Source organism: Sinosporangium album (genome assembly GCF_900100605.1).
Lineage (GTDB): Bacteria > Actinomycetota > Actinomycetes > Streptosporangiales > Streptosporangiaceae > Sinosporangium > Sinosporangium album.
In genome coordinates, this window is record NZ_FNCN01000028.1 from 47,887 (window position 1) to 74,698 (window position 26,812).

The window sequence follows — 26,812 nt, forward strand, 5'->3', positions numbered from 1 at the left end:
AAGCACGAGGACGACGATGACCACGCCCACGGAGGCAGAACTGTCCAGCGAGAAGATGCGGAATGTCCTGGCCACCCATCCGGCGGTCGCCTCGGTCGACGTGGACGCCGCAGGACGGGTCCGGGTCGAGGCGCGGGGCGGGCGCCGGCCCACCCCCGGCGAGCTGCGCGCCTTCCTGCGGCGCGGCCTCCCGGAGGACCTCGTGCCCGACGAGATCGTGATCGACGACGGTTCCGGCACGGCGGGCGTCCGTCCCGGGGTCCTCGCGCCCGGCCGGGCCGAAACGCTGACCCGGCTGTGGCGGGAGGTGCTCGCCGTCCCGTCGGTACGGCACGGCGACAACTTCTTCGCCCTCGGCGGCGACTCCCTGGCCGCCGCCCGGCTGGTGCACCGCATCGGCGAGGAGCTCGGCGTCGGCCTGGACCTGGGGGAGATGCTGCCGCTGCTGCGGGCCCACACCCTGGCCGGGTTCGGCGGCGAGCTCGCCGGCCGCACCGCCAAGCCCGACGAGCTGCCCGCGGTCGTCCGCGACGACGCCGCCCGCTACGAGCCGTTCCCCCTCACCGACCAGCAGCAGGCGTACTGCCTGGGCCGGGGCGACTCGTTCGCCTCCGGCAACGTCGGCTGCCGCACGTACTTCGAGTTCGACGGCGCGGGGCTCGACGTCGACAGGTTCCGGCGCGCCTGGGGGCGCGTCGTCGAACGGCACGACATGGTGCGGGCCGTCTTCGACGCCGACGAGCTGACCCAGCGGGTGCTGCGTGAGCTGCCGCACGACCCCGTGGACGTCGTCGACCTGCGCGGAGTCGCCGGCGCGGCCGGCGAGGAGGCGGGGCTGCGAGCCGTACGGGACGAGCTGTCGCACTACGTCGCCCCGCTCGACAGCGGGCGCATGTGCCCCGTCACGGTGGTGATGCTCCCCGGCGACCGCTACCGCGTCTGCGTCGGCGTGGAGGCGCTCATCGCCGACCTCGCGGGCAACGCGGTGCTCTTCGACGACCTGTCGTTCTTCTACGCCCACCCCGACGGGGAGCCGCCCGAGCCCGAGGTGCGGTTCCGCGACTATGTGCTGGCCGAGGCGAAGGTGGAGGACACCGACGTCTACCGCAGGTCGCTGGCCTACTGGCAGGCCCGCTACGACACCCTCCCGCCGGCGCCCGACCTGCCGCTCGCGGTCGACCCGCGCACCGTCGCCGACCCCACGTTCGTCCCGCACCCCGCCGCGCTCGACGCCGGCACGTGGGGGGCGTTGAAGCGCCGTGCCGGCGCGCGCGGGCTCACCCCGGCGGGCCTGCTCATCGCGGTCTACGCGGAGGTCGTCGCCGCGTGGAGCCGCAGCCCCCACTTCACCCTCAACCTGCCGAGCTTCAACCGGCTGCCGCTGCACCCCGGGGTGGACCGCGCGGTCGGCGAGTTCGCGTCGTTCACCCTGCTGGAGGTCGACGCCTCCGGCGGCGACACGTTCGAGACCCGCGCCGCGGCGATCCAGGAGCGGCTCTGGCGGGACCTCGGCCACCAGCACGTCACCGGCATGACCGTGCTGCGGGAGGTGATGCGCCGCCGCGGCGGCGTCGCCCAGGCGCTCATGCCGATCGTCCTCACCAGCGCGACCGCCGTCGCCAGGGAGCCCGCGTCGCTGCTGTCGGGGCTGCTGACCCGCACCTACCGCCTGTCGCAGACGCCGCAGGTGTGGCTCGACCTCATCGTGGAGGAGCAGGACGGCGTGCTCCACCTCAACTGGGACGCCATCGATGAACTGTTCCCCGCGGGGCTCATGGACGACATGTTCGCCGCCTACGTCCGACTGCTGGAGCGGCTCGCCGCCGACGAGGCCACGTGGGGCGCCGCCGACCTGGACCTGCTGCCGGGCGAGCAGCGGGCCGCGCGGGAGGCGGCTGCGGGGCCGGCCCGCGCCGTACCGGAGGTCGCGGCGCACGCGTTCTTCCACGAGCGCGCTGCGGAACAGCCCGGCCATCCGGCCGTCGTCGCCGCCGACCGCACCCTCACCTACGGGGAGTTGCGCGAAGAGGCCGAGCTGCTCGGGCGCAGGCTGCGCACCCTCGGGGCGGCGGCCGACGCGCCCGTGGCGGTGCTGTTGGAGAAGGGGTGGGCGCAGGTCGTGGCCGCGCTCGCCGCGCAGTACGGCGGCGCGCCCTACATGCCGCTCGACCCCGCCCTGCCGCCGGGCCGCGTCCGCGACCTCGTCGAGTCCGCCGGCGCCCGGATCGTCCTCACCGGCGAGGGCCTGGGGAAGGCCGTCGCGTGGCCGTCCGGCGTCCGCGTCGTCACCGTCGACGGCGACGCCTGGGCGCCGCCTCCCGGCGATCGGTGGCCCGCCGACCCGCCGCCGCCCGCCGAACCCGGCCCCGGCGACCTCTGCTACGTGCTCTACACCTCCGGCTCCACCGGCAGGCCCAAAGGCGTCATGGTCGAACACCGCAGCCTCGTCAACTGCGTGCGGGAGACCGTGGAGCTGTTCGGCCTCGGCCCCGGCGACCGAGCCCTCGGCGTGACGGCCCTCCACCACGACATGTCGGCGTTCGACGTCTTTGGGGTGCTCGGCGCCGGCGCGACACTCGTGCTGCCGGACCCCGCCCGCGGGCGCGACGCCGCCCACTGGGGCGACCTCGTCACCGGACGCGGCACCGGACGCGGCACCGGACGCGGCACTGAAGGCGGCACTGAAGGCGGCATCACGTTCTGGAACTCGGTGCCGGCCATGATGGAGATGCTGCTCACCCACGACCCCGACGTGTCCGGACTGCGCGGCGTCATCCTCGGCGGCGACTGGATCCCCGTGCCTCTGGCCGCACGCCTCGCGCGGGAGGCGCCGGAGGCGCTGCTGCTCAGCATCGGCGGCCCCACCGAGACCACCGTGTGGAACATCTGGCACCGCGTCGTGGACCCCGACCCGTCCTGGAGCGCCGTGCCGTACGGCAGAGCCATCGCCAACACCCGCTACCACATCCTGGACGGGCGGCTCCGCGACCGGCCCGACTGGGTCGCGGGGGAGATGTACTGCTCCGGCGTGAGCCTGGCCCGGGGCTACTGGCGCGACCCGGAACGCACCGGCGCCGCATTCATCACCCATCCGGAGACCGGCGAGCGGCTCTACCGCACCGGCGACGTCGGCAGGTTCCGGCCCGACGGCGTCATCGAGTTCGTGGGCCGCGCCGACTTCCAGCTCAAAGTGCGCGGGCAGCGCATCGAGCCCGGCGAGGTCGAGTCGTCGATCCTGCGGCACCCCGATGTCGCCGCCGCGGTCGTCACCGGCATCCCCCACGAGGGGCGGCCCGGCCACCGCGGCCTCGCGGCGTACGTCGCCCCGGCCTGCCCGCCGGACCTCGCCGAGTTCCTGGCCGCCCGGCTCGCCCCCCACCTGGTGCCCCAGGTGTTCGTCGCGCTCGACGCGCTGCCGCTGACCGCGAACGGAAAGGTCGACCGCCGCGCCCTCCCCGACCCCGAACCCGCCCGCGTTAAACACAACACCCCGCCGCGCACCTGCCTCGAAAAGGTCGTGGCACGCGCGTGGGCCGACCTGCTCGGCGCTCCCGAGGTCGGCGTCGACGACGACTTCTTCGCCCTCGGCGGCGACTCCCTCGTCGCCACCAGGCTGGTCGCTCGGCTCCGCCACGACCTGCCCGGCGCCGGTATCGCCCTGCGCACCCTGTTCGCCGCCCCCACCGTCGCCGGCGTCGCCGCGCGGCTGCGCGACGGCGACGCCGTACCGGGCCGGATGGAGCGCGTCGCCCGCCTCCGCCTGTCCGTCGACACCATGACGGCCGCCGACGTCGAGCGGTCGCTGCACGAGAGGAACCCGCGATGACCCTGTTCGAGGTCGGCGAGCCCATCCCGCTCGGCGTCGTCCCCGACCGGATGTACGCCGCCGTCATCAGGCCCGACAGGTACGGCGAGCCGTCGGCCGCCTTCCAAACCGAGATCATCGACGTGCCGCCCCTCGGCAGGCGGCAGGTCCTCGTGCGCGTCATGGCGGCGGGCGTCAACTACAACAACGTGTGGGCCTCCCTCGGCACCCCCGTCGACGTCGTCGCCGCCAGGCGGCGCAGAGGGGCGCAGGAGGACTTCCACATCGGCGGGTCCGACGCCTCCGGCGTCGTGTGGGCCGTCGGCGAGGATGTCCGGTCCGTCGCCGTCGGCGACCACGTCATCCTCTCCGGCATCCGCTTTGACGAACACGGCGAAGACGTACGGCTCGGCGCCGACCCCGCCTCCTCCCTCAGCGCGTCCGCCTGGGGCTACGAGGACAACTTCGGGTCCTTCGCCCAGTTCACCGCCATCGACGACTACCAGTGCCACCCCAAACCCGCGAACCTCACCTGGGAGGAGGCGTCCTCCTTCCTCCTCACCGCCGCCACCGCCTACCGGCAGCTCTGCGGCTGGCACCCCCACGTCGTACGGCCCGGCGACCCCGTGCTCATCTGGGGCGGCGCCGGCGGCCTCGGCTCCATGGCCATCCAGATCACCAACGTGTTCGGCGGCATCCCCATCGCCGTCGTGTCCGGCGAGGAACGCGCCGACTTCTGCCTCAAACTGGGCGCGCGCGGCGTCATCGACCGGCGCGACTTCGACCACTGGGGACGGCTCCCCGACATCGGCGACGGCAGTGGCCTCGGCACGTGGATGTCGGGCGTCCGCGCCTTCGGACGGCGCTTCTGGGACGTGCTCGGCGAACGCCGGGCCCCGAAGATCGTCCTGGAGCACCCCGGCCAGGACACGATTCCCACCTCGCTCTACCTGTGCGACAGCGGGGGCATGGTGGTGATCTGCGGCGGCACCAGCGGCTACAACGCCGACGTGGACCTGCGCTTCCTGTGGATGCGCCAGAAACGCCTGCAGGGCTCCCACTACGCCACCCTCAGCCACATCCGCGCGGTCATCGACCTCGTCGCGACCGGCCGCATCGACCACTGCCTGTCGTGGACCGGCCGCTTCGACCAGATCGGACACGCCCACCAGATGCTGCACGACAACGTCCACCCGCTCGGCAACATGTCGGTGCTCATCGGCGCTCCCACGGCCGGCCTCACCACCCTGCCCGAGAACGCGCTGCCCGAGGACGGCCGGCATGGGTGACGACCTTCCCGACGTCGTCGCGGCGCCCGGCGCCCGCTTCGACCCGTTCCCCCTCACCGACACCCAGCGCGCCTACGCCGTGGGCCGCACCGGCCTGTTCCCCCTGGGCGGGGTCGCCTCCAACAGCTACTTCGAGTTCGACGGCCCCCTGGACCGCGACCGCTTCACCTCGGCGTGGCGGCGGCTGATCGACCGGCACGACGCCCTGCGCCTCGTCGTGTCGGGCGACGCGCAGCGCGTGCTCGCCGAGGTCCCGCCGTACGGGATCGAGGTCGCGGCGGACGGTGACGCCGTACGCCGCGACCTCGCGTCGAAGGTGCGCGACCCCGCGACCTGGCCGCTGTTCGACGTCGTCATCAGCGACCTGCCCGGCGGGGACAGCAGGGTGCACATCGGATTCGACGGGCTCATCCTCGACTACATGAGCTGGCAGATCCTCATGACCGAGCTGACCGTGCTCTACCACGACCCCGACGCGGAACTCCTCCCGCCGTCCCTGTCGTTCCGCGACTACGTCCTCGCCGCCTCCGGCCTGCCCGCCACCGGCAGGTACGGCAGAGCCGAGAAATACTGGGCCGAACACCTGCCCGCCCTGCCCGCCGCGCCCGCTCTGCCCTACACGGCCGACCCCGCCGACCCCGCCGACCCCACCGTCCTCGCCGCGCCGAGTTTCACCCGGCGCGGCCACACCCTCCCCGCCGGCGTGTGGGCCCGCGTCAAACGCGGCGCGCGCGGCATGACCTCGGCGGGCATCCTGCTCGCCGCCGTCGCCGAAGTGCTCGCCGCGCACAGCCGCAGCGCCCACTTCACCCTCAACATCCCGCGCGGCGACAGGTTCCCCCTGCATCCCGGCGTCACCGGCGCCGTCGGCGTGTTCGCCTCCTTCTGGCCGCTTCACGTGGACTTCCGGAAGCCGCTGCCGTTCGCCGAGCGCGCCGCGAACCTCCAGCGCCGCATGTGGGCCGACCTCACCCACCCGTGGGTGAGCGGGGTGCGCCTGGTGCGGGACCTCGCTCGGCTCCGCGGAGAGTACGGCGCGCCGATGTTCCCCGTCGTCGTCACCGTCCTCCCGCCGGGGACCGGCGTGCCGCTGCTCGGCGGCACGCTCCCGAGGACCTGGGGCCTCACCCAGACGCCGCAGGTCGCCCTGGACGTACGCGTCGAGGAACGCGACGGCGGTGTGGCCGTCGACTGGGACAGCGTGGACGACCTGTTCCCCGAGGGCTTCCCCGCCCTCCTTGGCGAACGGCTCCAGCGCCTCCTCCACGCCCTCGCCGACGACGAGTCCCTGTGGGCCGCCCGCGCGCCGCTCGACACGCTCGGCGGTCCGCCCGGCCTGGGGGATGTTCCCCTCGGGGTCTACGCTCCGCCATCGACGCCCCTCGAAAGGCTGCTCGCGCGCACCGTCGCCGAGGAGTGCGGCGTCGAACGGGTGGGCCGCCACGACGACCTGGCCGCGCTCGGCGGCGACCTCGCCGCCGCGGCCAGGATCGCCGGCCGGCTGTCCGACCTCGGGCTCGGGGCGGTCCGCCCCAGAGCGCTCACCGCGGCCGGCACCGTCGCGGGCCTCGCTGCCGCCCTCGTCGGCCAGACGGGAGATGGGACCGGCGGCGAGGCGCGCGCCGGGACCGGTGGCGCGGTCGGTGGCGTGGCCGGTGGCGCGGTCGGTGGCGTGGCCGGTGGCGTGGCCGGTGGCGTGGTCAGTGGCGTGGCCGGTGGCGCGGTCAGTGGCGTGGCCGGTGGCTCGGCCGACCGCGGCGGACGCGCGGACCGCCTCAACCGGTTGGCCGCCCTCCACTTGGAGATCGCCTCCCTGGAGACCTCCGCTCCGGACGCCCGCCGCTGACCCGGGCCGCCCCGGCAGGGCCGGGGTCCCGCGGCACACCGCCCGCGGGACCCCGGCGCCGTCACACTCCGCTGCCCGCGCGCTCATGCGCCTGCCACAGCCGCCGGTAGGCGGGGCTGCCCGCCAGCAGCTCGTCGTGGGTGCCCGCGCCGTCGACCCGGCCGCCGTCGATGACCACGATGCGGTCGGCGTCCTTGACCGTGTTGAGCCGGTGCGCGATGACGATCACCGTACGGCCCCGCGCGAGACGGCTCATCGCCCGCTGGATGCGGGCCTCGGTCGCCGGGTCCACCGACGCCACCGCCTCGTCCAGCACGATGACCGGCGTATCCTTCAGCAGCGCCCGCGCGATCGACAGCCGCTGCCGCTGCCCGCCCGACAGGTCGGCCCCGCCGTCGCCCAGCATCGTGTCCAGCCCGTCGGGCAGCTCGTCCACGAAGTCGCACTGCGCCGCCGCGAGCGCGGCCCGCAGCTCCTCGTCCGTCGCCTCGGGACGGCCCAGCGCCACGTTGTTCCGCACGGTGTCGGGGAACAGGTAGACGTCCTGGTAGACCGTGGTGACCGCGGCCGTCACCCCGGCCGAGCCGAGCTCGCGCACGTCGGCGCCGCCGACCAGCACCGCGCCCTCCGCCACGTCCCAGAAGCGCGCCACCAGGTTCGCCACCGTGCTCTTGCCCGCGCCGGAAGGCCCGACCAGCGCCGTCACCTTCCCCGCCTCGGCGGTGAAGTCGACCCCGTCGAGCGTGCGCCTTCCGGGCTCGTAGTCGAACGACACGTTCCTGAACTCCACCGACCCGTCCGCGGCCGTCCGGGGCTGCGCGGGCTCCGAGAGCACCGGCGCGTCCCACACCTCGGCGATCCTGCGGGTGATCTGCTGCTGCATCCGGCGGTAGCCGCTCAGGTCGTTGATCTCCTGGATGGGCGCGTAGAACACCAGGGAGATGACCAGGAACAGCAGCAGCGTCACCGGCGACACCAGCCCGGCCGTGTACAGCCACGATCCGACCAGCACCAGCGCCACGAACCCGAGCTCCAGCGCCGCGGCCCCGATCGCGCTCGCCGGCGTCGCACGCACCGACATCGCCACACTGGCCTTCCGCAGCCGCTCCACCCACGACAGGTAGTGCCGCGCCTGCGGCGCGTCCGGGTAGGCCCGCAGTACGGCGGTGCCGCGCACATGTTCGAGCAGCGCCGACGCGGTGCTGGAGCGCACCTCGGACACGTCGGCCATCACGCGCTTGTAGACGCGGTCGCTCCACGCCGCCATCAGCAGGAACACCGGCAGCCCCGCGAACACCGCGAGTGCCAGCCGCCAGTCTACCGAGAACAGCGCCGTCGCCGCGATGACCGGCTGGACCATCGCGCCGATCAGCATGCTCGGCGTGTTCTGGAAGTCCAGCATCGGCACGTCGCTCGTCATCAGCGTGGACAGCCTGCCCGTGTCGTACCGCCCGAAGAAGCCCAGCGGCACGCGGCGCATCCGGTCGACGACCGACAGCTGGATGTCGGCGACCGACCGGTGGGCCGTACCCCACACCACCTTGTTGACCGCCGCCAGCGCCACGGCGCGCAGCACCAGCAGGGCCAGCAGGACCCCGGCCCCGATCCAGGCCGCCGTCTCGGTGATGACACCGGTCATGAGGCCGCTCAGCGTGAGGAAGACCACCCAGACCGGGGCGCCGCGCAGCGAGCCCTCCAGCACCATGCGGGGCAGTCCCCGGCGCAGCAGCACCTCGCGGCCGTCGCCGAGCAGGGTGAACCACTGGCGCAGGAAACCGAGCGTGTCGAGGTTCGGGGTGACGCCGCCCGCGGCAGGGGCCGTCCGGGACGACACCTGCGGGGGAGCGGCCACGCCGTTCGCGGCGGCCGTGCCTCCGCCCGTGCCCACGGTCGTGCTCACGGTCGCCGAGGCGGACACCGTGGCGGTGCCGTACGGGGCTGCGCCGTCCTCGCCGTCGCCGTCGCCCTCGCCGCCACTGTCGCCGCCGATCAGGGTCCAGCCGTGCGTGCTCTGGTAGGCGGCCCACATCTCCGCGTAAAGGGGGTTCGTCGCGCGCAGGTGGTCATGCGTGCCCACACCCGAGACGCGGCCGTGGTCCATCACCACGATCGAGTCCGCGTGGGTCACCGACGACAGCCGGTGCGCGACCACGATCACCGTACGGCCCCGCGCAAGCTCCGTCACAGCGGCGTTGACCGCCTCCTCGTTGTCCGGGTCGAGGTAGGCCGTGGCCTCGTCCAGGATGACGACCGGGGCGTTCTTCAGGATCGCCCTGGCCACAGAGATACGCTGCCGCTGCCCGCCCGACAGCCTGCCGCCGCCGGCGCCGAGCCGGGTCCGGAAGCCTTCGGGGAGCTCTTCGGCGAAGTCGTGGACCCTGGCCCGCCGGGCCGCGTCGATCACCTCCTCCTCGGTCGCGTCCGGCCGTCCCAGCCGGATGTTCGCGAGCACCGTGTCGTCGAACAGGTAGTCGTCCTGCTGCACGAGCGCCACGCGGCGCATCAGCTCGGCCGGGTCCATGTTGCGGACATCGACCCCGCCGATGCGCACCGCGCCCTGCGACACGTCGGCGAACCGGGCGACCAGCTTCGCCAGCGTCGACTTGCCCGCGCCCGTCGGACCCACGATCGCGGTGAACGAGCCCTCGGCCACCCGCAGCGACACGTCGGTCAGGACCGGCGTCTCGCCGTACCCGAAGGTGACGCCGTCCACGGAGATCTCGTAGCTGTCCGGCGTCACCGGCTCGTCAGGGACCGTGAGCTCCGGCTCGTCCAGCACCTCGGCGATGCTCCGGCCGGCCAGCGTGACCGACCAGTAGAGCGCGGCGGCCGTGCCGATGAGCCGGAAGAACGGCTGGTTGAAGCCCATGCCGAGCAGCAGGAACAGCACGATGGTGGGCAGGTCCACCGCGTCGTTCAGGTAGAGGACGGTGGACAGCGGCACCAGCACCACGACCGGCAGGCTCAGCGCCGCCATGCCGAACGACACCGACCAGCGTCCGTTGGTGATCGGCAGGTCGGCGGCCCGGCGGGACTGCTCGACCGCGTCGCGCACGTCGGAGAAGCCGGTGTCCTCCCGCAGGAAGCCCCGGATCACCCGCATGCCCCGCAGATAGGCCACCACGGAGGTGTTGAGCCTGGTCAGCGCGGCCTTCTCGGCGACCTCGTTCTGCTTGGCGCTCGCCATGCCGACCCCCAGGGTGAGGAAGACCACCGGCAGCGTCCCGACGATCGCCAGCGCCAGCCGCCAGTCGATCACGAAGAGGATGACCGCGCTCACCAGCGGCACCGACGCCGCCGACGCGATGTCGGGCACGCCGTGGGCGAGGCCCTCCTCCAGCTTCTCCACGTCGTCGTGGAGGGTCTTCTTGAGCTCGCCCTGCGTGCGCGAGTGCACCCGGGCGAGCGGGATGCGGTCGAGCTTCCGCGCCAGCGAGCGGCGCAGGTCCGCCAGGACCGCGTACGCCGTCACATGCGCCACGTGCGTGGACGCGCCGTTGAACACGGCGCGCAGCACCAGGGCCAGAAGGGCCAGCCCGGCGAGCAGGAGGATGCGGCCGGTGTCGGGGGTGTTCGAGGTGAACAGTTCCACCGCTATGCCGTACACCACGACGTGCGGCATCAGCGCCGCGGCCGTGGCGATGATCGCGAATCCCGCGCTGGCGACCAGGCCGCCTCGGCGTCGCCGTACGGCATCGCGCAGGGTGAGAACGGGCTCGGCCGGGGCGCGGTGTGTACGCTCCGCGGGCCGAGGGGGAGATGAGGTAAGGCTCACCTAAGTAAGCATTGCGGGGATGGGATGTTAAAGTCAACATGTGTGAAGAACAAGACGCGCCGCCGCCCCGAATACCGCTCCGGCCGGCCGACCCTGACCAGGGAGGCCATCGGCCGCGCCGTGCTCGACCTCGTCGCCGACAGCGGTCCCGCCGCGCTCAACATGCGCGCGCTCGCCGCGCGTCTCGGCGTCACGGCGAGAGCGCTGTACAACTACGTCGACGATCGCGATGATGCCGTCCGGTGCGCGGCGATGCTCGTGCAGGCCGAGCTCCATCTGCCGCCGCTCGACCCTCCGCGTTGGCGTGACAGTGTGAGGGAGCTCTGCGGCGCGCTGCGCGCCTGGTATGCGCGGTTCCCTAACTCTCTGCGCCTCATCGACGCCGGGGTGCAGGCGTCGGCCCACCCGCACATGCTCGCCAACAACGAGCAGATCTTCGCCTTCTACCGCGCCATCGGCATATCGCCCGCCAAGGCGGGCCTGGCCTGGGCCGTCACCATCACCACGATCGCGGGGCACAGCGAGATCGACGCGTGGTACGGCCGGCTGCCCGACACGGAGGCGGAGGAGTGGGCCCCGACGCCGCGCGGCCAGCTCGACGCGCATCCCGAACTGGACCTCGCCCACACCTTCGCGGTGCATGCCGCAGGGCCCGACCTCGGGCGCGAGGCGGTGTACGAGAGCACGGTGGACATGCTCATCCTGTGGCTGGACGCACTGCGAAATTCATAAAACACGATGCCGTTTTTTCGCCGCACTGAAAGAATTTATTAGCGCGGTAGCATCGCTGTCGTGCGTTGGGGTTTGCCAAAGCTTTCCACATTGGCAACCTTGTCGCTTTTACGGCGAAAGGAATGGCGAATTGAGAAAATCAACCGCCCGAACGGCCGCGGTGTTGGCGATGACGTGCGTCGCCGCCGCCACAGGTGCCGCCCCCGCCCCCGCCCAGGCCCAGGCCCAGGCGTCCGCGGCCCGGGGCGCGGTGGTGCGCACCGACGGCGGGCCGGTGCGCGGCACGCTGACCGCCGACCAGAGGTCCTTCCAGGGCATCCCCTACGCCGCGCCGCCCGTGGGCGAGCTGCGCTGGCGCTCGCCGCAGCCGCCGAGCCCGTGGGCCGACGTCCGCGACGCGACCAGGCCGGGCAACTTCTGCGCCCAGACCCCCGACCCGCTGTTCGGGCAGCCCGCCCACCACACCGAGGACTGCCTCTACGTCAACGTCACCACACCCCGCAAGGCCACTCGTCCCCTCCCGGTCATGGTGTGGCTGCACGGCGGCAGCTTCACCCACGGGGCCGGCCACCTCTACGACCCCGCCTGGTTCGTGAAGCAGGGTGACGTCGTCGTCGTGACCGTCAACTACCGGCTCGGCGCGTTCGGCTTCTTCGGCCACGCCGACCTGCCCGGCTCCGGAGCCTTCGGCCTGGAGGATCAGCAGGCCGCGCTGCGCTGGGTGCAGCGCAACATCAGGGCCTTCGGCGGAAACCCGCGCAACGTCACCCTGTTCGGTGAGTCGGCGGGCGGCATGAGCACCTGCGCCCATCTCGCCTCCCCTCGCGCGGCGGGGCTGTTCCACAAGGCCATCATCCAGAGCGGTGCGTGCACCGTGAACTGGCCCAGGAACCTCCTCGGGCCCGGCACGCCCGACGGCGCGACGCTCTACGGCTCCCCCGAGGAGGTCCGGACGCTCGGCGCCGCGCTGATGGCCGGCCGCGGCTGCGCGACCGTCGACTGCCTGCGCGCCGTCCCCGCCGCCGACCTGCTCGCCGACCCGAAGGCAGCCGCGCTCAGCCGGCCGATGTACGGCTCCGCCGTACTCCCCGAGCACCCCGCGACCGCGCTCAAGGCCGGCCGGACCCACCGCGTGCCGCTGATGATGGGAGCGACCCGCGACGAAGACCGCCTGTTCGCCGCGGCCACCTCCCCGAACGGCATCACCGCCGAGCAGTACCGCTCGCTGCTCGACACGGCCTTCGCCCACAACGCGCCGCGCGTCGCCGAGCGCTACCCGCTCGCCGACTACGAGTCGCCGGGGGTCGCGTGGGCGACCGTCTCCACCGACCGCGTCTGGAGCTGCCCGACGCTGACCGCCAACCGCTCGGCGGCGCCACGGATGCCGGTCTACGGGTTCGAGTTCGCCGACCGCGGCGCCCCCGAGATCATCCCGCCGGTGCCGGGCCTGCCCCTCGGGGCCTATCACGGCTCCGACGTGCTCTTCCTGTTCCCGTTCGCCCCGGAGAAGATGAACGAGGCGCAGCACGCGCTGTCCCGGCAGGTCATCGCCTACTGGACGCGGTTCGCCCGGACCGGCGACCCCAACGGCCCCGGCTCGCCCCACTGGGCGAGGTTCCGCGCAGGGGGCGACGCCGTCCAGGCGTTCGAGCCCGGGCCCGGCGGCGTCCGCCGGATCGACTTCGATGACCGGCACCAGTGCGGGTTCTGGGACTCTCTCCGCTGACCACCCTCTGAGCATCCCGGCTCAGGGAACCGCTCGGCCGGGCGCCGCACGCGGCTCAGTAACGCGCCTGGCCGAGCTTCCAGTAGCCCGAGAACATGATCTTCTTCCGGTCGAGACCCCGCTCCTTCACCAGATGCCGCCGGATGCCCGTCGCCAGCGCCGACTCCCCGCACACCCAGGCGTAGTCCAACTCGGACACCGCCGCGTCGGCCACGGCCTTCACCGCCAGGCTCCCCGGGGCGGCGCCGCCCCGGAACAGGTAGCGCACCGCGAGATGCGTGTCGACCTCGACCTTGTAGCTCTCGTCCGGCAGCTCCACCATCGCCTGGACGTTCTCTGCACCTACCGGCAGCGCCTCCAGGATCGCCGACAGCGCCGGCATCGCCGCCTCGTCCGCCACCAGGAGCTGCCGCAGCCCCGGCTCCCGCACCCGATACGACGACCCGCTCGCACGGAAGCCCGCCACGTCGCCGGGCGCGGCGGCTCCCGCCCACCGCGACCCCGGTCCGGCGTCCCCGTGGAGCACCACGTCCACATCGATCTCCGCGACCTCCGGCCGGAACGCGCGGATCGTGTACCAGCGCAGATCCGGGCGCTCGGCCTCCGGGAGTTTCTGTACGGCCTGCCGGAGATTGAGCCGCTCGGCGCTCGGCATAGTGAAAGCCGAGGCATCCGGTCTCGGGATCAGCAGGCCGAAGTATTCATCCGCTCCGGACAGGGCGAACGTGGAGAATTCCGGAGCGTGGAAAGTGATGCGCCGGATATGCGGGCCCAGCGCCTCCACTCTCGACACCGTCATGAGGAATTGCTCGAAAGTCGTCCGCCTCTCCGGCATGGCCATCATCATGGACGCGACCTTGCCGACGACGGCGAACTGCAACTGGTCGAGTTTCGAATAGGACACCTGTGAACGCTCCCGGGAGGTGGGGGCGGACGTCGGCCCTCGACAGCCTGGACCGCCCGCGGCATGGCGTGACGATCGCTTAGGTTAGCCTAACCTCACCGAAAGTCCTATGTTGTGCGGCTCCCCTGACAGGGCGGAATCGCTGCGTTACCGTCAGGTCATGGCTGACGACGAGCCCCCCGTCTGCGACGTGTGCGGTGGCGCGGGCGGCGACTGGATCGAACACGGCGACCCGGAGAACGGCCAGGAGGCCGCACGGGAAGTGTGGGTGCCGTGTCCACCCTGCGACGGCATCGGACGCAGGCACCGATGACCGACCCCGTGACCTGCCCCGACTGCGAGGGGCGAAAGGCCACCCGCATCGGCCCCCTCCACCTGGGCTGCCTCCGCTGCGGCGGCACGGGCGCCCTGGCCGGCGGGCCCCCGGCCTCCGAGGGCCTGCCTCCCGTCTGGGAGCACGCCATCTGGCGCGACCCCGCCGTCGCCGCCGCCATCCCCTGCCGCTATTGCATGGGCGCGCGCGTGGTCACCAGCGTGAACCTCGCTACCCAGACCATGGCCACGGTGCCCTGCCGCTGCACCGGCGGCCCCTGAGCCCCGATCCCACCCCCTCGCCTGCCCCGCTCATGCTCTTCGGGGGCAGGGGAGGGGGCCACCCGGCTCTCCGGCCAGGCGCCCCCCTCCGGTCTCGCCCCCGCCTTTCAGGCGCACGCCCCGACCCTCCGGGATCCCCGGGCGCGTCCGCCGCTCCCGAGGCCTTGGCGCCGCGCGCTCAGCGGCGCCGCACCTTGACGACGGCGTCCACCCACATGCCCGGACTCCCGTCCGGTGCGGGGTGAGGCCGCTCGTGCTCCTCGCAGACCTGCACCTCCCATTCCCCCGGCGCGAGCTCCAGCGCGGCGAGGACATCCTTCGAGGCGGGAAGCTCGACGTCGAAATCGGGCGGCACCTCCCAGGTCGGCCGCCCGGAGTGCCCCACGATCAGAAGCGTCCCCCCGGGGGAGACGGCCCCGGCGGCGGTCCGCAGAATGCGCTCCCGCGGCATCTCGCCGTGCGAGTGCAGGAAATGCGTCGAAACCAGGTCGAAGGCGCCTTCGGGGAATGACACCGCCAGATCATGCCACTGCCAGTCGATGCGGTCGCCCACGTTCTCCTCCGCCGCGTGCCCGGCCGCGCGGTCGAGCGCGACCTGGGAGACGTCGGTGGCCGTGACACTCCAGCCCCGGCGCGCGAGCCACACCGCGTCGGCCCCCTCACCGCATCCGAGGTCCAGCGCGGTGCCGGGTTCCACATCGGAGACCTCTCGGACCAGCGCCTTGTTGGGGTTGCCGCTCCAGATGCGTTCGCTTTCGCGGTAGCGGGTGTCCCAGAGCTCCGCGGCCGAAACCTGCTCCGTCATCGTTTGCCTCCTCCTTGGGCCCGCAGCCGGTGTGCGGGGGTCGTCGTCCATATGCGCTGCGTACGTGAGCTGGGGATATGTTGCCCGGGACGTGTGGCCCGGGACGCGTGGTCTCGGGGTGCGTCACCGGCGGGCGGCGACGGCGCGGCGGGGGCGTTGCGCGGTCGGCCGTCGTCGATCACCATCAGCGAGCGCCGCGCCCGAGCCAAGGTCAGCGCCCCGCTCAGACCGGCGGCACCTTCACCGATCACGACGACGTCGTAGGGGTGATCCGTACCGGATCGGAGTTGTGCAGCCATGCGCTACATCGTGGAAGGGCGGTGGATGGTTTGACAAACATCTTTGCAGAGATGGCAAATAGTGGATATGGATGACTACACCGCCCTGCTGGAGGCCGTGGGCCCCCGGCTGCGCTCGCTACGCGCGGAGCACCGCACCACGCTGGCCCAGGTGAGCGAGGCGACCGGCATCTCGGTCAGCACGCTCTCGCGTCTGGAGGCCGGGCAGCGCAAACCCACCCTGGAGCTGCTGCTTCCGCTGGCGAAGGTCTACGGCGTGCAGCTCGACGAACTGGTCGGCGCGCCGCTCACAGGCGACCCCCGGGTGCACATGCGCCCGCTGTACCGGTACGGCGCCACCATCGTGCCGCTCGCCCGCAACCTCGGCGGGCTGCGGGCGTTCAAGCACATCCTCCCCGTCGGCCACCCCGCCGGGGAGTGCAAGCAGCTCACGCACGAAGGCCACGAGTGGCTCTACGTGCTGGAAGGGCGGCTGCGGCTGCTCCTCGGCGAGCGCGACATCGTCCTCACCGCGGGAGAGGTGGCCGAGTTCAACACCCGCATCCCGCACGCCTTCGCCAACGCCGGCAGGGAACCCGTCGAGTTCCTCAGCCTGTTCGGCCCCCAAGGCGAACGGCTCCACGTCCGCGCCCGCCCCGCCCAGGGATAGGTCCCGGCGGCCCGCCCGGCCCGCCTTGACGGGGTTGGTGAAGGTCCTCATACGGCTGCTGCCCCCCAAGACGACTCCCGTCGGCGCCGCACCGGCACCCGGCGGCCTTCACCTCCAGGCCATCCTCCTCCTGGCCTCAGCCGCACTCTTCGCCGCGGGGTTATGGTTGTCAGGCGGTGGTGAACCTACTCACACGCTGCTGAAGCTCATCCTGCTGCTCGCCGTACCCGCACTGCTGTTCTGGCTGTCACGGCGCGATTCCGCGGATCAGAGCCGAATCCATGAGCGGCCCGCGGCCTGGCGTCACTACGGTCCCATCGCACCGGTGGCCGCCTGGCTCGCTCTCACCTACACAGGTCCGCTGGCCGTGCAGTCCAGCGACTACGCCGCGAGAGTCGATCCCGTCACGCTGGTGCTCACCATCAGAGTTTCCCGAGGGGACCGTCGCCTTCAGGCGACGGGGGAATCGGGAGCGGGAGGGCCGCCACGGCCCGGGCGTGCCCTGACCTGTCCGGTCCGCGCATCGAAGGTCTCCGGTCTTCGGCGTGTCAGATGTGCGGCGGCGTCATACTGGCCGCATGACTCGCCAGGTGCGGACCTCCCCCGGTGCGGTGCACGACCTCGGGTACCGCCTCGTACGGTGCCCGAAGTGCCGCCGCCCGGTCCTCGGCGGGCGCGTGAAGACGCGCCTGGAGGAGCTGATCGGCGCCAAGGGCGACGAGCACGGCCGTCGGATCGCGGTGCTTGAGGTGATGCCCGGCCACGTGCATCTGCTGGTCAAGGCGCACCCGAAGAACTCGCCGCCGTACCTGGCCGACCGGTTCAGGGGGTTTACCTCTCACCACGTGCGCGCGGAGTTCCCGCACCCGCGTTCCGGGCCGCCCACACTGCGGTCGCGGTCCTTTTTCGTGGCCGTGGCCGGCGCGGTGTCCGCCGGGACGGTGCGGCGCCGCATCGGGACGCGGTACGAGCGCGCCCCCGAGGGCGGTGGCCGTGCGTAGGTCCTACAAGTTCGTGCTGCGCCCGACCCGGCAGCAGGAGATCGCGCTCGCCGCCTGCCTGGAAGACCACCGGGAGCTGTACAACGGGGCGCTGGAGCACCGCCGTACCGCCTACCGCAAGGCGGGCGTGACGGTGCGCTACGGCGACCAGTCGGCGGAGTTGAAGCACATCCGCGCCGACGACCCCGGCGGGCAGGGCCGGTGGTCGTTCTCCTCCCAGCAGGCCACCCTGCGCCGACTCGACAAGGCGTTCAAGGCGTTCTTCAAGCGTGTCAAAGCCGGGCGCACGCCGGGGTTCCCGCGTTTCAAGGGCAAGGGCCGGTTCGACACCGTCGAGTGGCCCAAGGACGGCGACGGCTGCCGGTGGGACTCCCAGCCCGACCACGCGACCGCGACGTATGTGCGGCTTCAGGGCATCGGGCATGTGCGGGTCCACCGGCACCGCCGCGTGTCCGGCACCGTCAAGACGATCAGCGTCAAGTGGGAAGGCTCCCGCTGGTATGTGGTCCTGTCGTGCGACGGCGTGCCCGCCGAAGCGCTGCCCGCGACGGGCAAGGCCGCGGGTATCGACATGGGCGTCGCCGCGCTCGTCACCACCAGCCACGGCGACCGCATCGACAACCCGCGCCGTCTCGCCGCGTCCGCCGGCCGTCTATCGGGGGCCCAGCGCGACCTCGCCCGCAAGAAGCGCGGGTCCAAGCGCCGCCGCAAGGCGGTGGCCCGGGTGGCCACGCTGCACGCCAAGGTGCGGCGGCAGCGCCTCGACGGCGCGCACAAGGCCGCGCTCGCGCTGGTCCGCGGCTACGACGTGATCGTCCATGAAGATCTGAAGATCACCAACATGACCCGCAGCGCCTCCGGCACGATCGACGCGCCCGGCCGCAACGTCGCGGCCAAGTCCGGCCTCAACCGGAGCATCCTCGACGCGGGCTGGGGGGTGTTCCTGCAGGTCCTCGCGCACAAGGCTGAAAGCGCCGGTCGGGAGCTGATCGCGGTGGACCCCGCTGGCACCTCCCGCACCTGCCCGCGCTGCGGGCACCGCGCGAAGGAGAACCGCACCACCCAGGCCGACTTCCGATGCACGGCATGCGGGCACACCGCGCACGCCGACGTCAACGCGGCGATCAACATCCTCAGGGCAGGGCTTGCCCTTCGCGACGCCGCGCGCGGCTTAGCGAGAAGCCGCTCCCTTCAGGGAGCGGAGGAGTCACTGTCGTGGTGTTCAGCGTCAACAGCCTGCTCGAAGAGGTCTTCTACCGGCGCTGGCTTCAGACCCGATGGGAGCACATCATCGGCCTCTGGCCCGCCATCACACTGACTTCCCTGCTATGGGCGGTCTGGCATGTCGGCATCCAAGGCACGGGACACCTTCCCACAGACCTCTCCTCGGCCATCGTCAATCAAGGAGTGCAGGGGCTGTTCCTCGGCTATCTGTGGAGCCGATACCGACTGATGTGGCCCATTCTGCTGGGCATGCTGTAACGCCTGCCGCTCGAGTCCCTCGTCGGGCGCCAGTATTATCCCCGACCTGAGCTGCTTCCTCCGGTGCCGACCGCGGATCCCGTAAGGCAGGCCAGTCCCGACCAGCACCTTGGAGGCACTGAAATGGCCGTTCAGATGACCGAGGGCATCCCGCCTGTTGCCGAACCGGCGGCAGCTCCGAGAGGCCGAAGACGTGGTGAGCGCGGGTCCGCGGAGGATGACAAGAGTCGTATAGATCGAGAGGCTGGAATACGGATCTGTCGGAGCCGCAAGGAGGCCCCCTACCATTCGGGTCCGCCTCCACCGCGCCCTCGGCGCGGTGGAGGCGGAGTGTTATCGTCGTGGGCTCTCTTTCAGGGAGCCGGGTGAAGGATTACGGGGTGGGGCCGAGTTTCCTCCAGGGGTGGCTGCCGTTGGGTTCGGCGGTGCCGGGTTCGACCTGGTTCCACCAGAGGGCCTGCCAGCGGAAGCCCTTCCAGGAGACGTAGGCGGCTGAGGAGTGTTCGAGGTCTCCCGTCCAGATGCGTGTGCCGGTGGTGGTGCCGCCGAAGGCGGTTTCGACGTCGTGGCCGGCAGCGGAACGGATCTTGAAGGTTTTGCCGTGGACGGGGGCTGAGGCGGAGCCTTCGGTGCCGTCGGCGGGGTTGACGGGGATGAACTTCCACCTCTGTTGGTTGCTGTTGTTGCAGGCATTGACGGCCAGGTCGGTGCGGGGAGTGGTGGCGGTGAGGCACTCGCCGGCGTTGTGAATGGTGTACAGCCCGGTGCCGGCGCTCTTCACCTCCCAGAACTGGTTGGCGTTGTTGCCCTGCGGGGTGACGAGGTGGGCCCGGTTCGCGGATCGGTGGTGGTCCATCAGGTTGCCCTGATGTTCGAACTGCCATCCGGAGGTGCCCTTGTCCCAGGCGGCCCACAGGCGGCCTCCGGTGGGGCTGTACTGGCCGCCTTGCTTCCAGGTGGGGGCGTCGCAGGCGGCCGTGGTGGGGGCGGGCGGTGTCACGCGTGTGGCCGTGCGGCTGTGGCTGCCGGTGGTGCCGTAGGAGGTGCCGTTGATCTTGATGACGGTGTTGGCCGGTCCTGTGATCGGCAGGTAGTACTTCAAGGGGATGTCGAGGGCTTTGCCCCTGGGGATGTCCTGGCAGTAGTCGAGGGTGACGGTGACCCGGTGGAAGTCGCCCTTGAGGCCGCCCTTGTTGGGGCCGGTGTGACCGGCTCGGATGCCCGAGATCGGCTGGTAGTTGTCGTCCTTGATGATGGGCGGTGCCGCGGTCGGCACGTCGAAGGAGATCTCGGTGCCCTGGCCGAGTGTGACCGTGGTGTTGTTGGTGATCCGCAGTTTCGGCTGCTGGGGCCACATGTCGGCCACGGTGGTGGGGAATTCGACCAGGTCGACGTCGACGTCGATGGCCTGGGTGGTGGTCGGTGCCGTACTGCCCCTGGCCCGGCTGGTGTCGGCCGGACCGGCATTGCGCAGCGCCGTGTCGAGGCGGGTGGTGAGGTCGTAGCCCATTCCCCATTCGCCGTTGCCGCGCCGCGTGTAGTCGCCGGCCATTTCCCAGATCATGGCCCCGCCGATGCCGTGCGTGGTGATGTAGTTCGCCTTGGCGTCGATGGACTGCTCATCCTCGACGGAGAGGAACACCTTTTTGGTGGGGTTCCACAGCGAAGTGGCGTGGAGTTCGGTGTTGTAGTTCCGCTGGTATTGGCCGGTGAGCTGGTTGGCGGGTTGCGCCGGGTCCAGGCCGTACGCGCGCATGTAGCCGGGGGTACGGCCGTCTTGGAGGTTCTTGGCGTGCCACAGGGGGTTGGAGCCGGCGGGCACCTCTTTGCCGTTCTCCTTGTCGTGCCAGATGTTGTCGATGCCGACGGCGCCGGCGCCGCAGGGATGCGTGCCGCCCCTGCCGCCTGTGCCGGGTGAGCACTGTGTCTGGTCGGCCAGGGTGGAGATGCCCCAGAGGCCGTTGACGCCGCCCTGGACGTCCCGCCAGCCCCGCGTGTAGTAGGGGAGCCCCAGGTTGATCCGGGCGGGAGGCAGCGCGCCCCGGTAGTGGTGGTAGGCCCAGTCGACGTTGAAGTAGCCGTGCTTCTGGTAGTCCTTGGTCTGGGGATCCTGGTCGTTGTAGATGCCGGCGGCGGCGAGTTCGTTGTCCTTGCCGTCGTCGTAGAGGGGTGCCTGCGGGCCGACGAAGTGGTTCCACGACCCGTGCAGGTCGTAGGTCATGACGTTGACGAAGTCCTGATGCTTGAGCGCCTCTCCGGCGTCCAAGCCCCGCACCAGGAAACCGGACCCTGAAGCCGCGGACGTCAGCAGGTAGTAGCGGCTCTTCGCCGTCCCCGCGGTGTTCAGTTTCTCGCGCAGGGTTTTCATCAGCGCGTTGTATCCGGCTTGCAGGCCCTTGCGGCGCGGGTTGGCGATGGTCCAGTCCAGGGGGTTGCCGCTGTCGGGCAGCGCGGTGGGGTATTCGTAGTCGATGTCGACCCCGTCGAAACCGTAGCGGTCGAGGAATTGGGTGACGGAGTCGGCGAAGGTGTTGATGCCGGCCTGGTTCACCGATCCATCGGCATTGGTGGCCATGGTGTAGAAGCCCCGCGACTCGGCCCAGCCGCCGACCGAGATCAGGGTCTTCACCCTCGGATGCTGTTTCTTGTACTTGGTCAGCAGGTTGAAGTGCCCCTGGTAGGGCAGGGCGGGGTCTATTTCGGCTCCCTGCACTCCCGGCCAGGTCATGCCGGTGGCCGGGTTTCTGCTGTCGCCGACGTCGCCGACGGATATCCGGTTGTCGGCGTCCACGTGGGCGAAGGCGTAGTTGATGTGTGTGACCTTGTACCACGGGATGTTCTTCACAAGATAGGACGGCTGGTCGGTGCTGCCGGTGCGCCCGCTGTTGAAGTAGCCGATGATTCGGCGGCTGCGTCCCTCTCCGAGCCATTCCCGGCCGTCGCCCTGGTAGACATCGCAGAAACGTGCTCCGGTGGCGGGTGGCATTCCCTCCGGGCGGCATGCCGCGTGGTCGGAGGGGCGTGCCGGCCGGCTTCCTCCGTTGTCGAGCTTTCCGTCGCCGGAGTCGAACGGATCACCGACCATCGAGTGGGGCTCGACGGTTTCGATCCGTTCCACGCGCCACTTCTGCCGTGGGTCGGTCGAGTCGCACAGTCTTCGGCTGACCCACTTCTTGCCCTGGCTTACCTCTGCGGGATCCTGGATCAGGCAGGAGGTCAGCATGGTGCCGCTCGGGTCGGCCAGGCCGGTCGACAGAGTGTCCCCCTCTCGGAGATAGGCGTCTGGCGTGAAGCTCCACCCGCGGGGGGTGCCTCCGAGGAACACCCATTTGGAGGAGTTCGAGGTCAGGAACTGCTTGTTGTGCAGTGCCTGGAAGGAAACCTCGGCGGCCTCTCCGGCGACCTCGGGCAAGTTGCGCATCATCCAGCGCTGACTGTCCTTGTTCTGATTCGGGGAGGTGATCACCCAGGCGTCGGCGCCGGTGCCGTCGGCGTCGAGAACCTCACCCGTCGCCACATTGCGAATACGAACCAGCCCTTCTTGTTGACCCGGCAGTATCCGAACCTGCGTGTCGCCCTGGTAGGGGTAGACCGGTATGCAGGTGTAGGCAGGTCGGAGGGGTGGCGATGACGCTTCCCGGACATACCGGGTGAGGCAGTCCGAAAGGACGCGCTGCCCGAAGGAGTTCGGGTGGACGGCCTCCTGGATATCGCCCTGCCGGTGCGGGCCGTCGGTGAGTCCGGGGAGGTAGGGCACCCAGCGGACCCACTCGGCCTTCGCCGCCGTCAGGGGAGTGCCGCTGGTGGCCTGCTGGGCCCCCTTCGCGCACACCTCGTGGCCGGCGAACGCTTCCTTCAGATCCAGGAACGTGGCTCCTGCCATGCCCGCCGCGGTGCGCAGCATGTCGCTGATCCGGGGCACGACCGATGTGGACGCCCAATCGGAGTCCACATCGAGGAAGGGGCATCCGCCCTGCGAGTAGCGGCTGTAGCCGGGCCCCTGCGGGTAGCGGTTGTCCTGCGCGCGCGGAATCGGGTTGGGGTAGGACTGGAGCACGAGATCGTAGCTGCCCTTGGCCTGGCCCTCCTTCCGCATGGTCTCGCCGATCTTGTCCAGCGTCGTGACCACCTTGTCCCTCACGGTGTCGAGTGCGGAGGCGAACGCCTGCTCGCGCGATGTCTTGCACGGAGTGCCGCCCGTGAGGTATGCCTTGCCGCACTCCTGGATGATGCCGGAGAAATCCAGGTCGTTGCCTCCGATGGACACCACGATCAACTTGACCTGGTAGTCCTTGGCGATGTCGCGGAGTTGGGCCACCTGGGGCCTCTCGCCCTTGAAGCTCGTGGTGGTGATGTGTTCCGTCTCCGCGCCGGAGCAGGCGATGTTGAACTGGTCCTCTGCAAGCACGTCCTCGACATAGGCGCCCTTGATCTCCGCGACGTCGGAGCGGTCGCATCGGTTTCCGCCGTAGTCGTAGGAGGTCGATCCGTAGACGCAATCCGTCCCGGCCGGTGAGCAGTCGGCCCGCCGGTCGGTCTTCCAGGAGCCCGCCTCAGAGGTGTTCGCGTTACCGGCCCACCGTCCGGCCTCGCCGGAAATGTAGCTGTCTCCCATTGACACGATTGCCTCGGGGCGTGACAGCGGGGGCTCGCAATCCGGATTCTGCGCCGCGGAGGCAGAAGAGCCGGATGCGGCTGGACAAGTGCCGGGGTCGACGGTGGAGGTCGAGAAGATGACGGGGTAGTGGTCGGAATTATGCTGGCTGTTGAGCCTGGTGGCCTTGAAAGTGGAAGTGGCGCCTTTGGCGACCATATAGTCGAGGTTGCTGCTGCTCCGCTTGTTGTTGTATTTCTTGCTGTACGTCGCCAGGTTCTGAGAGATGATTTTTTCGTCGGGGCCCAGGGTCAGAGCATGTTCCAGCGGTTTTTCCCGGGGGTCGTCGGCTCCTGTGGGCTTCCGATTGAAGTCGCCCATGATCGCCCAATTCGCCCGGCTCGGGTCGGTGGCCGACAGGCTGTCCTGGTGAGTGTCGATGTTCTCGACCAGCAGGTCGGCATTGTTGTCGGCACGTGCCCGCTGGGTGGTGGCATGAATCGAATAGAGCCAGGAGTCGCCCAGCTTCGCCCCGACGGCGTTGAACGGCGGCACCCCTTTGTGGTCGTCTTGAAGCTGGAGGATTTTAATGTCAGACGCGGCGATCTTGGTTCTGGATATAAACCCGACGCCGCGGTTCGCACTGCCGTGCTGGAGGCGGTACAAGAAGAATTTCTTCTTATTCACGAAAAGCTCGGAGTAGTTCATGATCCACGGTGTGGGCGACGGCGTCGGGGGGAACTTGATGAGGTCCACGTTGATGTCCTGCCGGACTCCGCCGGGTAAAGGGGCGTCCGACATCTCCTGTAAGGCCATGAAGTCCAGGCCTCTGCTCTCCGCGATCTTGGCCGCCTCTGGCACATTCGCGGTCTTGCCGTTGGCGTTCCATGTGGCGACGGTGTAGTCGGAGACTGCGGCAAAGGCTTGAGGGGTGGGCAGGAGAACGATTTCCAGTAGGCCGGCCACCAGGATGAGGACCAGAGTCTTCGCCAGGTGTCTGCGTGGTGCTCTGCGCGATGGACGGGTGCCCGCAGGGGGCAGGGCGTCAGGCATCACAGCCCTTTCTCTTGTCATCAGAAAAAGTGCGAAATCGCGTTTCGGAAGGTCTGCCGTGCTTCCGCGTACTCAAGGGCAGGGCCGCATGTCTGTTCATGTCGCGGGCATGAGAAAAGCCCGTCCGACTGGACGTGCGGGAAGTGCGGGCGTCGTGGACGGCGTGGAGTGGTCGTGGGCGGAGTTCGCCGAGACGGAGGGCGATGGCGTGCCGAGCGCCCCGATCTGATCGGACTCCTCGCGGAAGCCCGGCTCGGCCGTTTGCCTTCATTAGGAAGGATTCCTAATGACATGGGATGTTATGGGCGGATTTCGGCAAGGTCAAGAAGTTGGTGACAATGGTCAATTTTTGGAGTGAAGAATGGCTAGTTGCCATCGCGCGAGGGCCCTCGCGCGTGCTGCCCGACCACCTAGGGGATGGATCGGTCCAGGGGTGCCCTTGCGCATGGGGACGCTACGCTCGGCGTCGTACGCTGATGGCCGTGTCGAGCAGGTGGAAAGTCAACGGGGCGCATGGCTTCGGCGAAAGTGTGCGCGTAGGCCTATGAACGCGGTGGTCTCATCGGGACGGCCGCGCGGGTTTCGGGCTCCGGTGGTCGCTGGGGCGGGTGCCGCGTAGTCGTTTGAACGCCACGCTCAGCGCGAAGGCGTTGGCGTAGCCCACCTTCCTTGCGATCGTGTCCACCGTTTGGTCGGTCTCGCGCAGCAGATCGGAGGCCAGGGCCATGCCCTCGAGCGGTGACGCTGGCCGAGGCGGTCGCCACAATCGCCGAGGCCGCATGCCGCGAAGTCCGCTACGTGCCGCTCTCCGTCCAGGACTATGTAGCCGAACTCGTCCAGCAGGGATGGCCGCTCGCGGACGCCGAAAGCTTCGCGGACGTCATCGAGCCCCTCAGGTCGGGCAAGGACGAATACGTCTCCGACGGCGTGCAGCGTGCCCTCGGCCGCCCGCCGCGGACCTTCGCCGAATTCGCCAGGTCCACTGCCGGCGCAGGCGGCTGGCAGACCTGACCTCCTCACCCGAAACCATCAACCAGAACCGGCAGTCATCCAGGGCCGTCATAGTCCTGGATGACTGCCGACGGAAGGGGGAGGGCCAGCCGAACTCGTACATGTAGGTGTGGGCGCCGGGGGTGCGGGCGATCTTGCGGGTGAGTTTCCGCGCGGCTTCGGGGGTGCCTGCGGTGGGCGTGAAAGATCCGTTATTTTGTGGATCATGGCGCGGGATTGTGGCCCGGCGGGGTCACTCCGCGGGCCGCAGGCGCATCCCGCTCCAGTCCGGCTCAGGCGGCGACACGAAGACGGAGTGCGCATGTCGACCACGCGCTTGCTGGTGCTCGGCCTCGCGTATGGGCGTGAAACCACCCACGGCTACGCCATCCACCAAGAACTGGTCTCCTGGGGCGCCGACAGGTGGGCCCACGTCAAATGGGGCTCGATCTACCACGCGCTGCGCCAGTTGAAGAAGGAAGGCAAACTCGAATCCAGCGTGGGAGAAGGTGGGGGAGAGGGGCGGTGCCGTACCGATTACAGCATCACCCCGGCCGGACGGGCGGCGTTCCTGGAGCTGCTGCGCGGAGCGCTGAGCGACGCGGGCGCGCACGCCGACCTGCTGTCGGCCGGCCTCGCCTTCCTGACCTTCCTCAGCCGGGCGGAGGCCGTCGACCTGCTCGAACGCCGCTGCGAGGCGCTGCGCCGGGAGCTCCAGGAGATCACCCCCTATGTGGGGTTCGCCGACAGCTGGGAGGACCCGGGCGCCGAGCACATCCCCGAGATGCTGGACCTCTGGTACGGCAACGCCGAGCACGCCCTGCGCTGGACCGCCGGCCTCATCGAACGGTTGCGCGGCGGTGCCTACACGATGGCCGACGACCGCGGAGCCGGCGCCGACCTGCCAGGCGGCATGTCGGACCTGTCGGACGGCCTTGAAGAAGGGGCCATAGGTCTCTCCACTTCGCCGGATTTGTGGGATTAAGTGGAGGAAGTCCAGGGGAGGGTTCGCAGATAACCGGTTCAGGGGCCGGTACTCTCCGCCCGGCTCGCGGAGCATGTGGCCGGAGAGGCGGAGGAGGCGGGGGAGTCGGGGAGGATCGCGCGAGGAGTCGCGAGGAGTACAGATGAGCGAACACAGCAAGGCCCCCGGAGACATCGGGCGGCGTGTCGCACGCAGGCGCGAGGACCTCGGCCTCACCAGGGAGCAGCTCGCCGAACGCACCGGCATGGACCCCGGCTATCTGGCCTATCTGGAGGAGAACACG

General features: G+C 70.5%; 19 protein-coding genes and 1 pseudogene. 14 read left to right on the plus strand and 6 right to left on the minus strand.

What is annotated here, in order from left to right; all coding sequences use genetic code 11:
- Positions 1–16 precede the first annotated feature (16 nt).
- From BLQ73_RS23700 to BLQ73_RS23710, 3 genes are read left to right on the plus strand one after another with little or no spacing between them, the layout of a single operon-like run.
- Positions 17–3,826, plus strand: coding sequence for a non-ribosomal peptide synthetase (locus BLQ73_RS23700; protein ID WP_176955627.1), 3,810 nt, complete (start codon positions 17–19; stop codon positions 3,824–3,826).
- Positions 3,823–5,094, plus strand: a complete 1,272-nt coding sequence (gene ccrA, locus BLQ73_RS23705) for a crotonyl-CoA carboxylase/reductase (RefSeq protein ID WP_093173502.1) — start codon at positions 3,823–3,825, stop codon at positions 5,092–5,094. Before BLQ73_RS23700 ends, ccrA begins: the two co-directional genes overlap by 4 nt.
- On the plus strand, positions 5,087–6,940 hold the full coding sequence (locus BLQ73_RS23710; protein WP_093173504.1) for a condensation domain-containing protein: 1,854 nt from the start codon (positions 5,087–5,089) through the stop codon (positions 6,938–6,940). The genes ccrA and BLQ73_RS23710 overlap by 8 nt, the downstream gene beginning before the upstream one ends.
- A gap of 61 nt (positions 6,941–7,001) precedes the next feature.
- Here BLQ73_RS23710 and BLQ73_RS23715 read toward each other — a convergent pair whose 3' ends face one another.
- Positions 7,002–10,715 (minus strand): ABC transporter ATP-binding protein, encoded by a 3,714-nt coding sequence (locus BLQ73_RS23715; RefSeq protein WP_218125988.1) that lies wholly within the window; start codon positions 10,713–10,715, stop codon positions 7,002–7,004.
- A gap of 42 nt (positions 10,716–10,757) precedes the next feature.
- Here BLQ73_RS23715 and BLQ73_RS23720 point away from each other — a divergent pair, with 42 nt between their 5' ends.
- Positions 10,758–11,447 (plus strand): TetR/AcrR family transcriptional regulator, encoded by a 690-nt coding sequence (locus BLQ73_RS23720; RefSeq protein WP_093173506.1) that lies wholly within the window; start codon positions 10,758–10,760, stop codon positions 11,445–11,447.
- Positions 11,448–11,577: 130 nt separating this feature from the next.
- Positions 11,578–13,173, plus strand: coding sequence for a carboxylesterase/lipase family protein (locus BLQ73_RS23725; RefSeq protein ID WP_218125989.1), 1,596 nt, complete (start codon positions 11,578–11,580; stop codon positions 13,171–13,173).
- Positions 13,174–13,228: 55 nt separating this feature from the next.
- Here the strand turns inward: BLQ73_RS23725 and BLQ73_RS23730 are convergent, their stop codons facing one another.
- Positions 13,229–14,077 carry a siderophore-interacting protein gene (locus BLQ73_RS23730; protein WP_093173510.1) on the minus strand — a complete coding sequence of 283 codons (849 nt, stop codon included), beginning with the start codon at positions 14,075–14,077 and terminating at the stop codon, positions 13,229–13,231.
- 160 nt (positions 14,078–14,237) lie between these two features.
- On the opposite strand from BLQ73_RS23730, the gene BLQ73_RS32705 reads away from it, so the two are divergent.
- Positions 14,238–14,390: a hypothetical protein gene (locus tag BLQ73_RS32705; RefSeq protein WP_176955628.1), complete on the plus strand. Its 153-nt coding sequence runs from the start codon at positions 14,238–14,240 to the stop codon at positions 14,388–14,390.
- Positions 14,387–14,671: a hypothetical protein gene (locus BLQ73_RS23735; RefSeq protein WP_093173512.1), complete on the plus strand. Its 285-nt coding sequence runs from the start codon at positions 14,387–14,389 to the stop codon at positions 14,669–14,671. The genes BLQ73_RS32705 and BLQ73_RS23735 overlap by 4 nt, the downstream gene beginning before the upstream one ends.
- Positions 14,672–14,849: 178 nt before the next feature.
- Here BLQ73_RS23735 and BLQ73_RS23740 read toward each other — a convergent pair whose 3' ends face one another.
- Positions 14,850–15,476 carry a class I SAM-dependent methyltransferase gene (locus tag BLQ73_RS23740; RefSeq protein ID WP_093173514.1) on the minus strand — a complete coding sequence of 209 codons (627 nt, stop codon included), beginning with the start codon at positions 15,474–15,476 and terminating at the stop codon, positions 14,850–14,852.
- The gene (locus BLQ73_RS34700) at positions 15,473–15,775 is read right to left on the minus strand and encodes an FAD-binding protein (protein WP_093173516.1); all 303 of its coding nucleotides are present in this window, start codon (positions 15,773–15,775) and stop codon (positions 15,473–15,475) included. The genes BLQ73_RS23740 and BLQ73_RS34700 overlap by 4 nt, the downstream gene beginning before the upstream one ends.
- A 67-nt stretch (positions 15,776–15,842) precedes the next feature.
- On the opposite strand from BLQ73_RS34700, the gene BLQ73_RS23750 reads away from it, so the two are divergent.
- The 4 genes from BLQ73_RS23750 (at position 15,843) to BLQ73_RS23765 (ending at position 18,907) form a co-directional block, all read left to right on the plus strand.
- Positions 15,843–16,424, plus strand: coding sequence for a helix-turn-helix transcriptional regulator (locus tag BLQ73_RS23750; RefSeq protein ID WP_176955629.1), 582 nt, complete (start codon positions 15,843–15,845; stop codon positions 16,422–16,424).
- A 578-nt stretch (positions 16,425–17,002) separates the two neighbouring features.
- The gene (gene tnpA, locus BLQ73_RS23755; protein WP_093173520.1) at positions 17,003–17,425 is read left to right on the plus strand and encodes an IS200/IS605 family transposase; all 423 of its coding nucleotides are present in this window, start codon (positions 17,003–17,005) and stop codon (positions 17,423–17,425) included.
- Positions 17,418–18,743 carry an RNA-guided endonuclease InsQ/TnpB family protein gene (locus BLQ73_RS23760; protein WP_245691324.1) on the plus strand — a complete coding sequence of 442 codons (1,326 nt, stop codon included), beginning with the start codon at positions 17,418–17,420 and terminating at the stop codon, positions 18,741–18,743. The genes tnpA and BLQ73_RS23760 overlap by 8 nt, the downstream gene beginning before the upstream one ends.
- A complete protein-coding gene (locus tag BLQ73_RS23765; protein WP_245691326.1) occupies positions 18,644–18,907 on the plus strand; it encodes a CPBP family intramembrane glutamic endopeptidase in 264 nt (87 codons plus the stop codon). The genes BLQ73_RS23760 and BLQ73_RS23765 overlap by 100 nt, the downstream gene beginning before the upstream one ends.
- A gap of 373 nt (positions 18,908–19,280) precedes the next feature.
- Here the strand turns inward: BLQ73_RS23765 and BLQ73_RS23770 are convergent, their stop codons facing one another.
- On the minus strand, positions 19,281–24,554 hold the full coding sequence (locus BLQ73_RS23770; RefSeq protein WP_176955630.1) for a glycosyl hydrolase family 18 protein: 5,274 nt from the start codon (positions 24,552–24,554) through the stop codon (positions 19,281–19,283).
- Between the two features lie 559 nt (positions 24,555–25,113).
- Positions 25,114–25,272: pseudogene (locus BLQ73_RS31640) on the minus strand (helix-turn-helix domain-containing protein); the annotation flags it as partial.
- Between the two features lie 20 nt (positions 25,273–25,292).
- Between BLQ73_RS31640 and BLQ73_RS23775 the strand changes: the two are divergent.
- From BLQ73_RS23775 to BLQ73_RS23785, 3 genes are all read left to right on the plus strand, one after another.
- Complete coding sequence (locus BLQ73_RS23775; RefSeq protein ID WP_176955631.1) at positions 25,293–25,565, plus strand: Rossmann-fold NAD(P)-binding domain-containing protein; 273 nt, start codon at positions 25,293–25,295, stop codon at positions 25,563–25,565.
- A gap of 301 nt (positions 25,566–25,866) precedes the next feature.
- Positions 25,867–26,529 carry a PadR family transcriptional regulator gene (locus tag BLQ73_RS23780; RefSeq protein ID WP_093173532.1) on the plus strand — a complete coding sequence of 221 codons (663 nt, stop codon included), beginning with the start codon at positions 25,867–25,869 and terminating at the stop codon, positions 26,527–26,529.
- A 142-nt stretch (positions 26,530–26,671) separates the two neighbouring features.
- Positions 26,672–26,812: helix-turn-helix domain-containing protein (locus BLQ73_RS23785; RefSeq protein ID WP_143020402.1), on the plus strand; the 141-nt coding region annotated here is incomplete at its 3' end.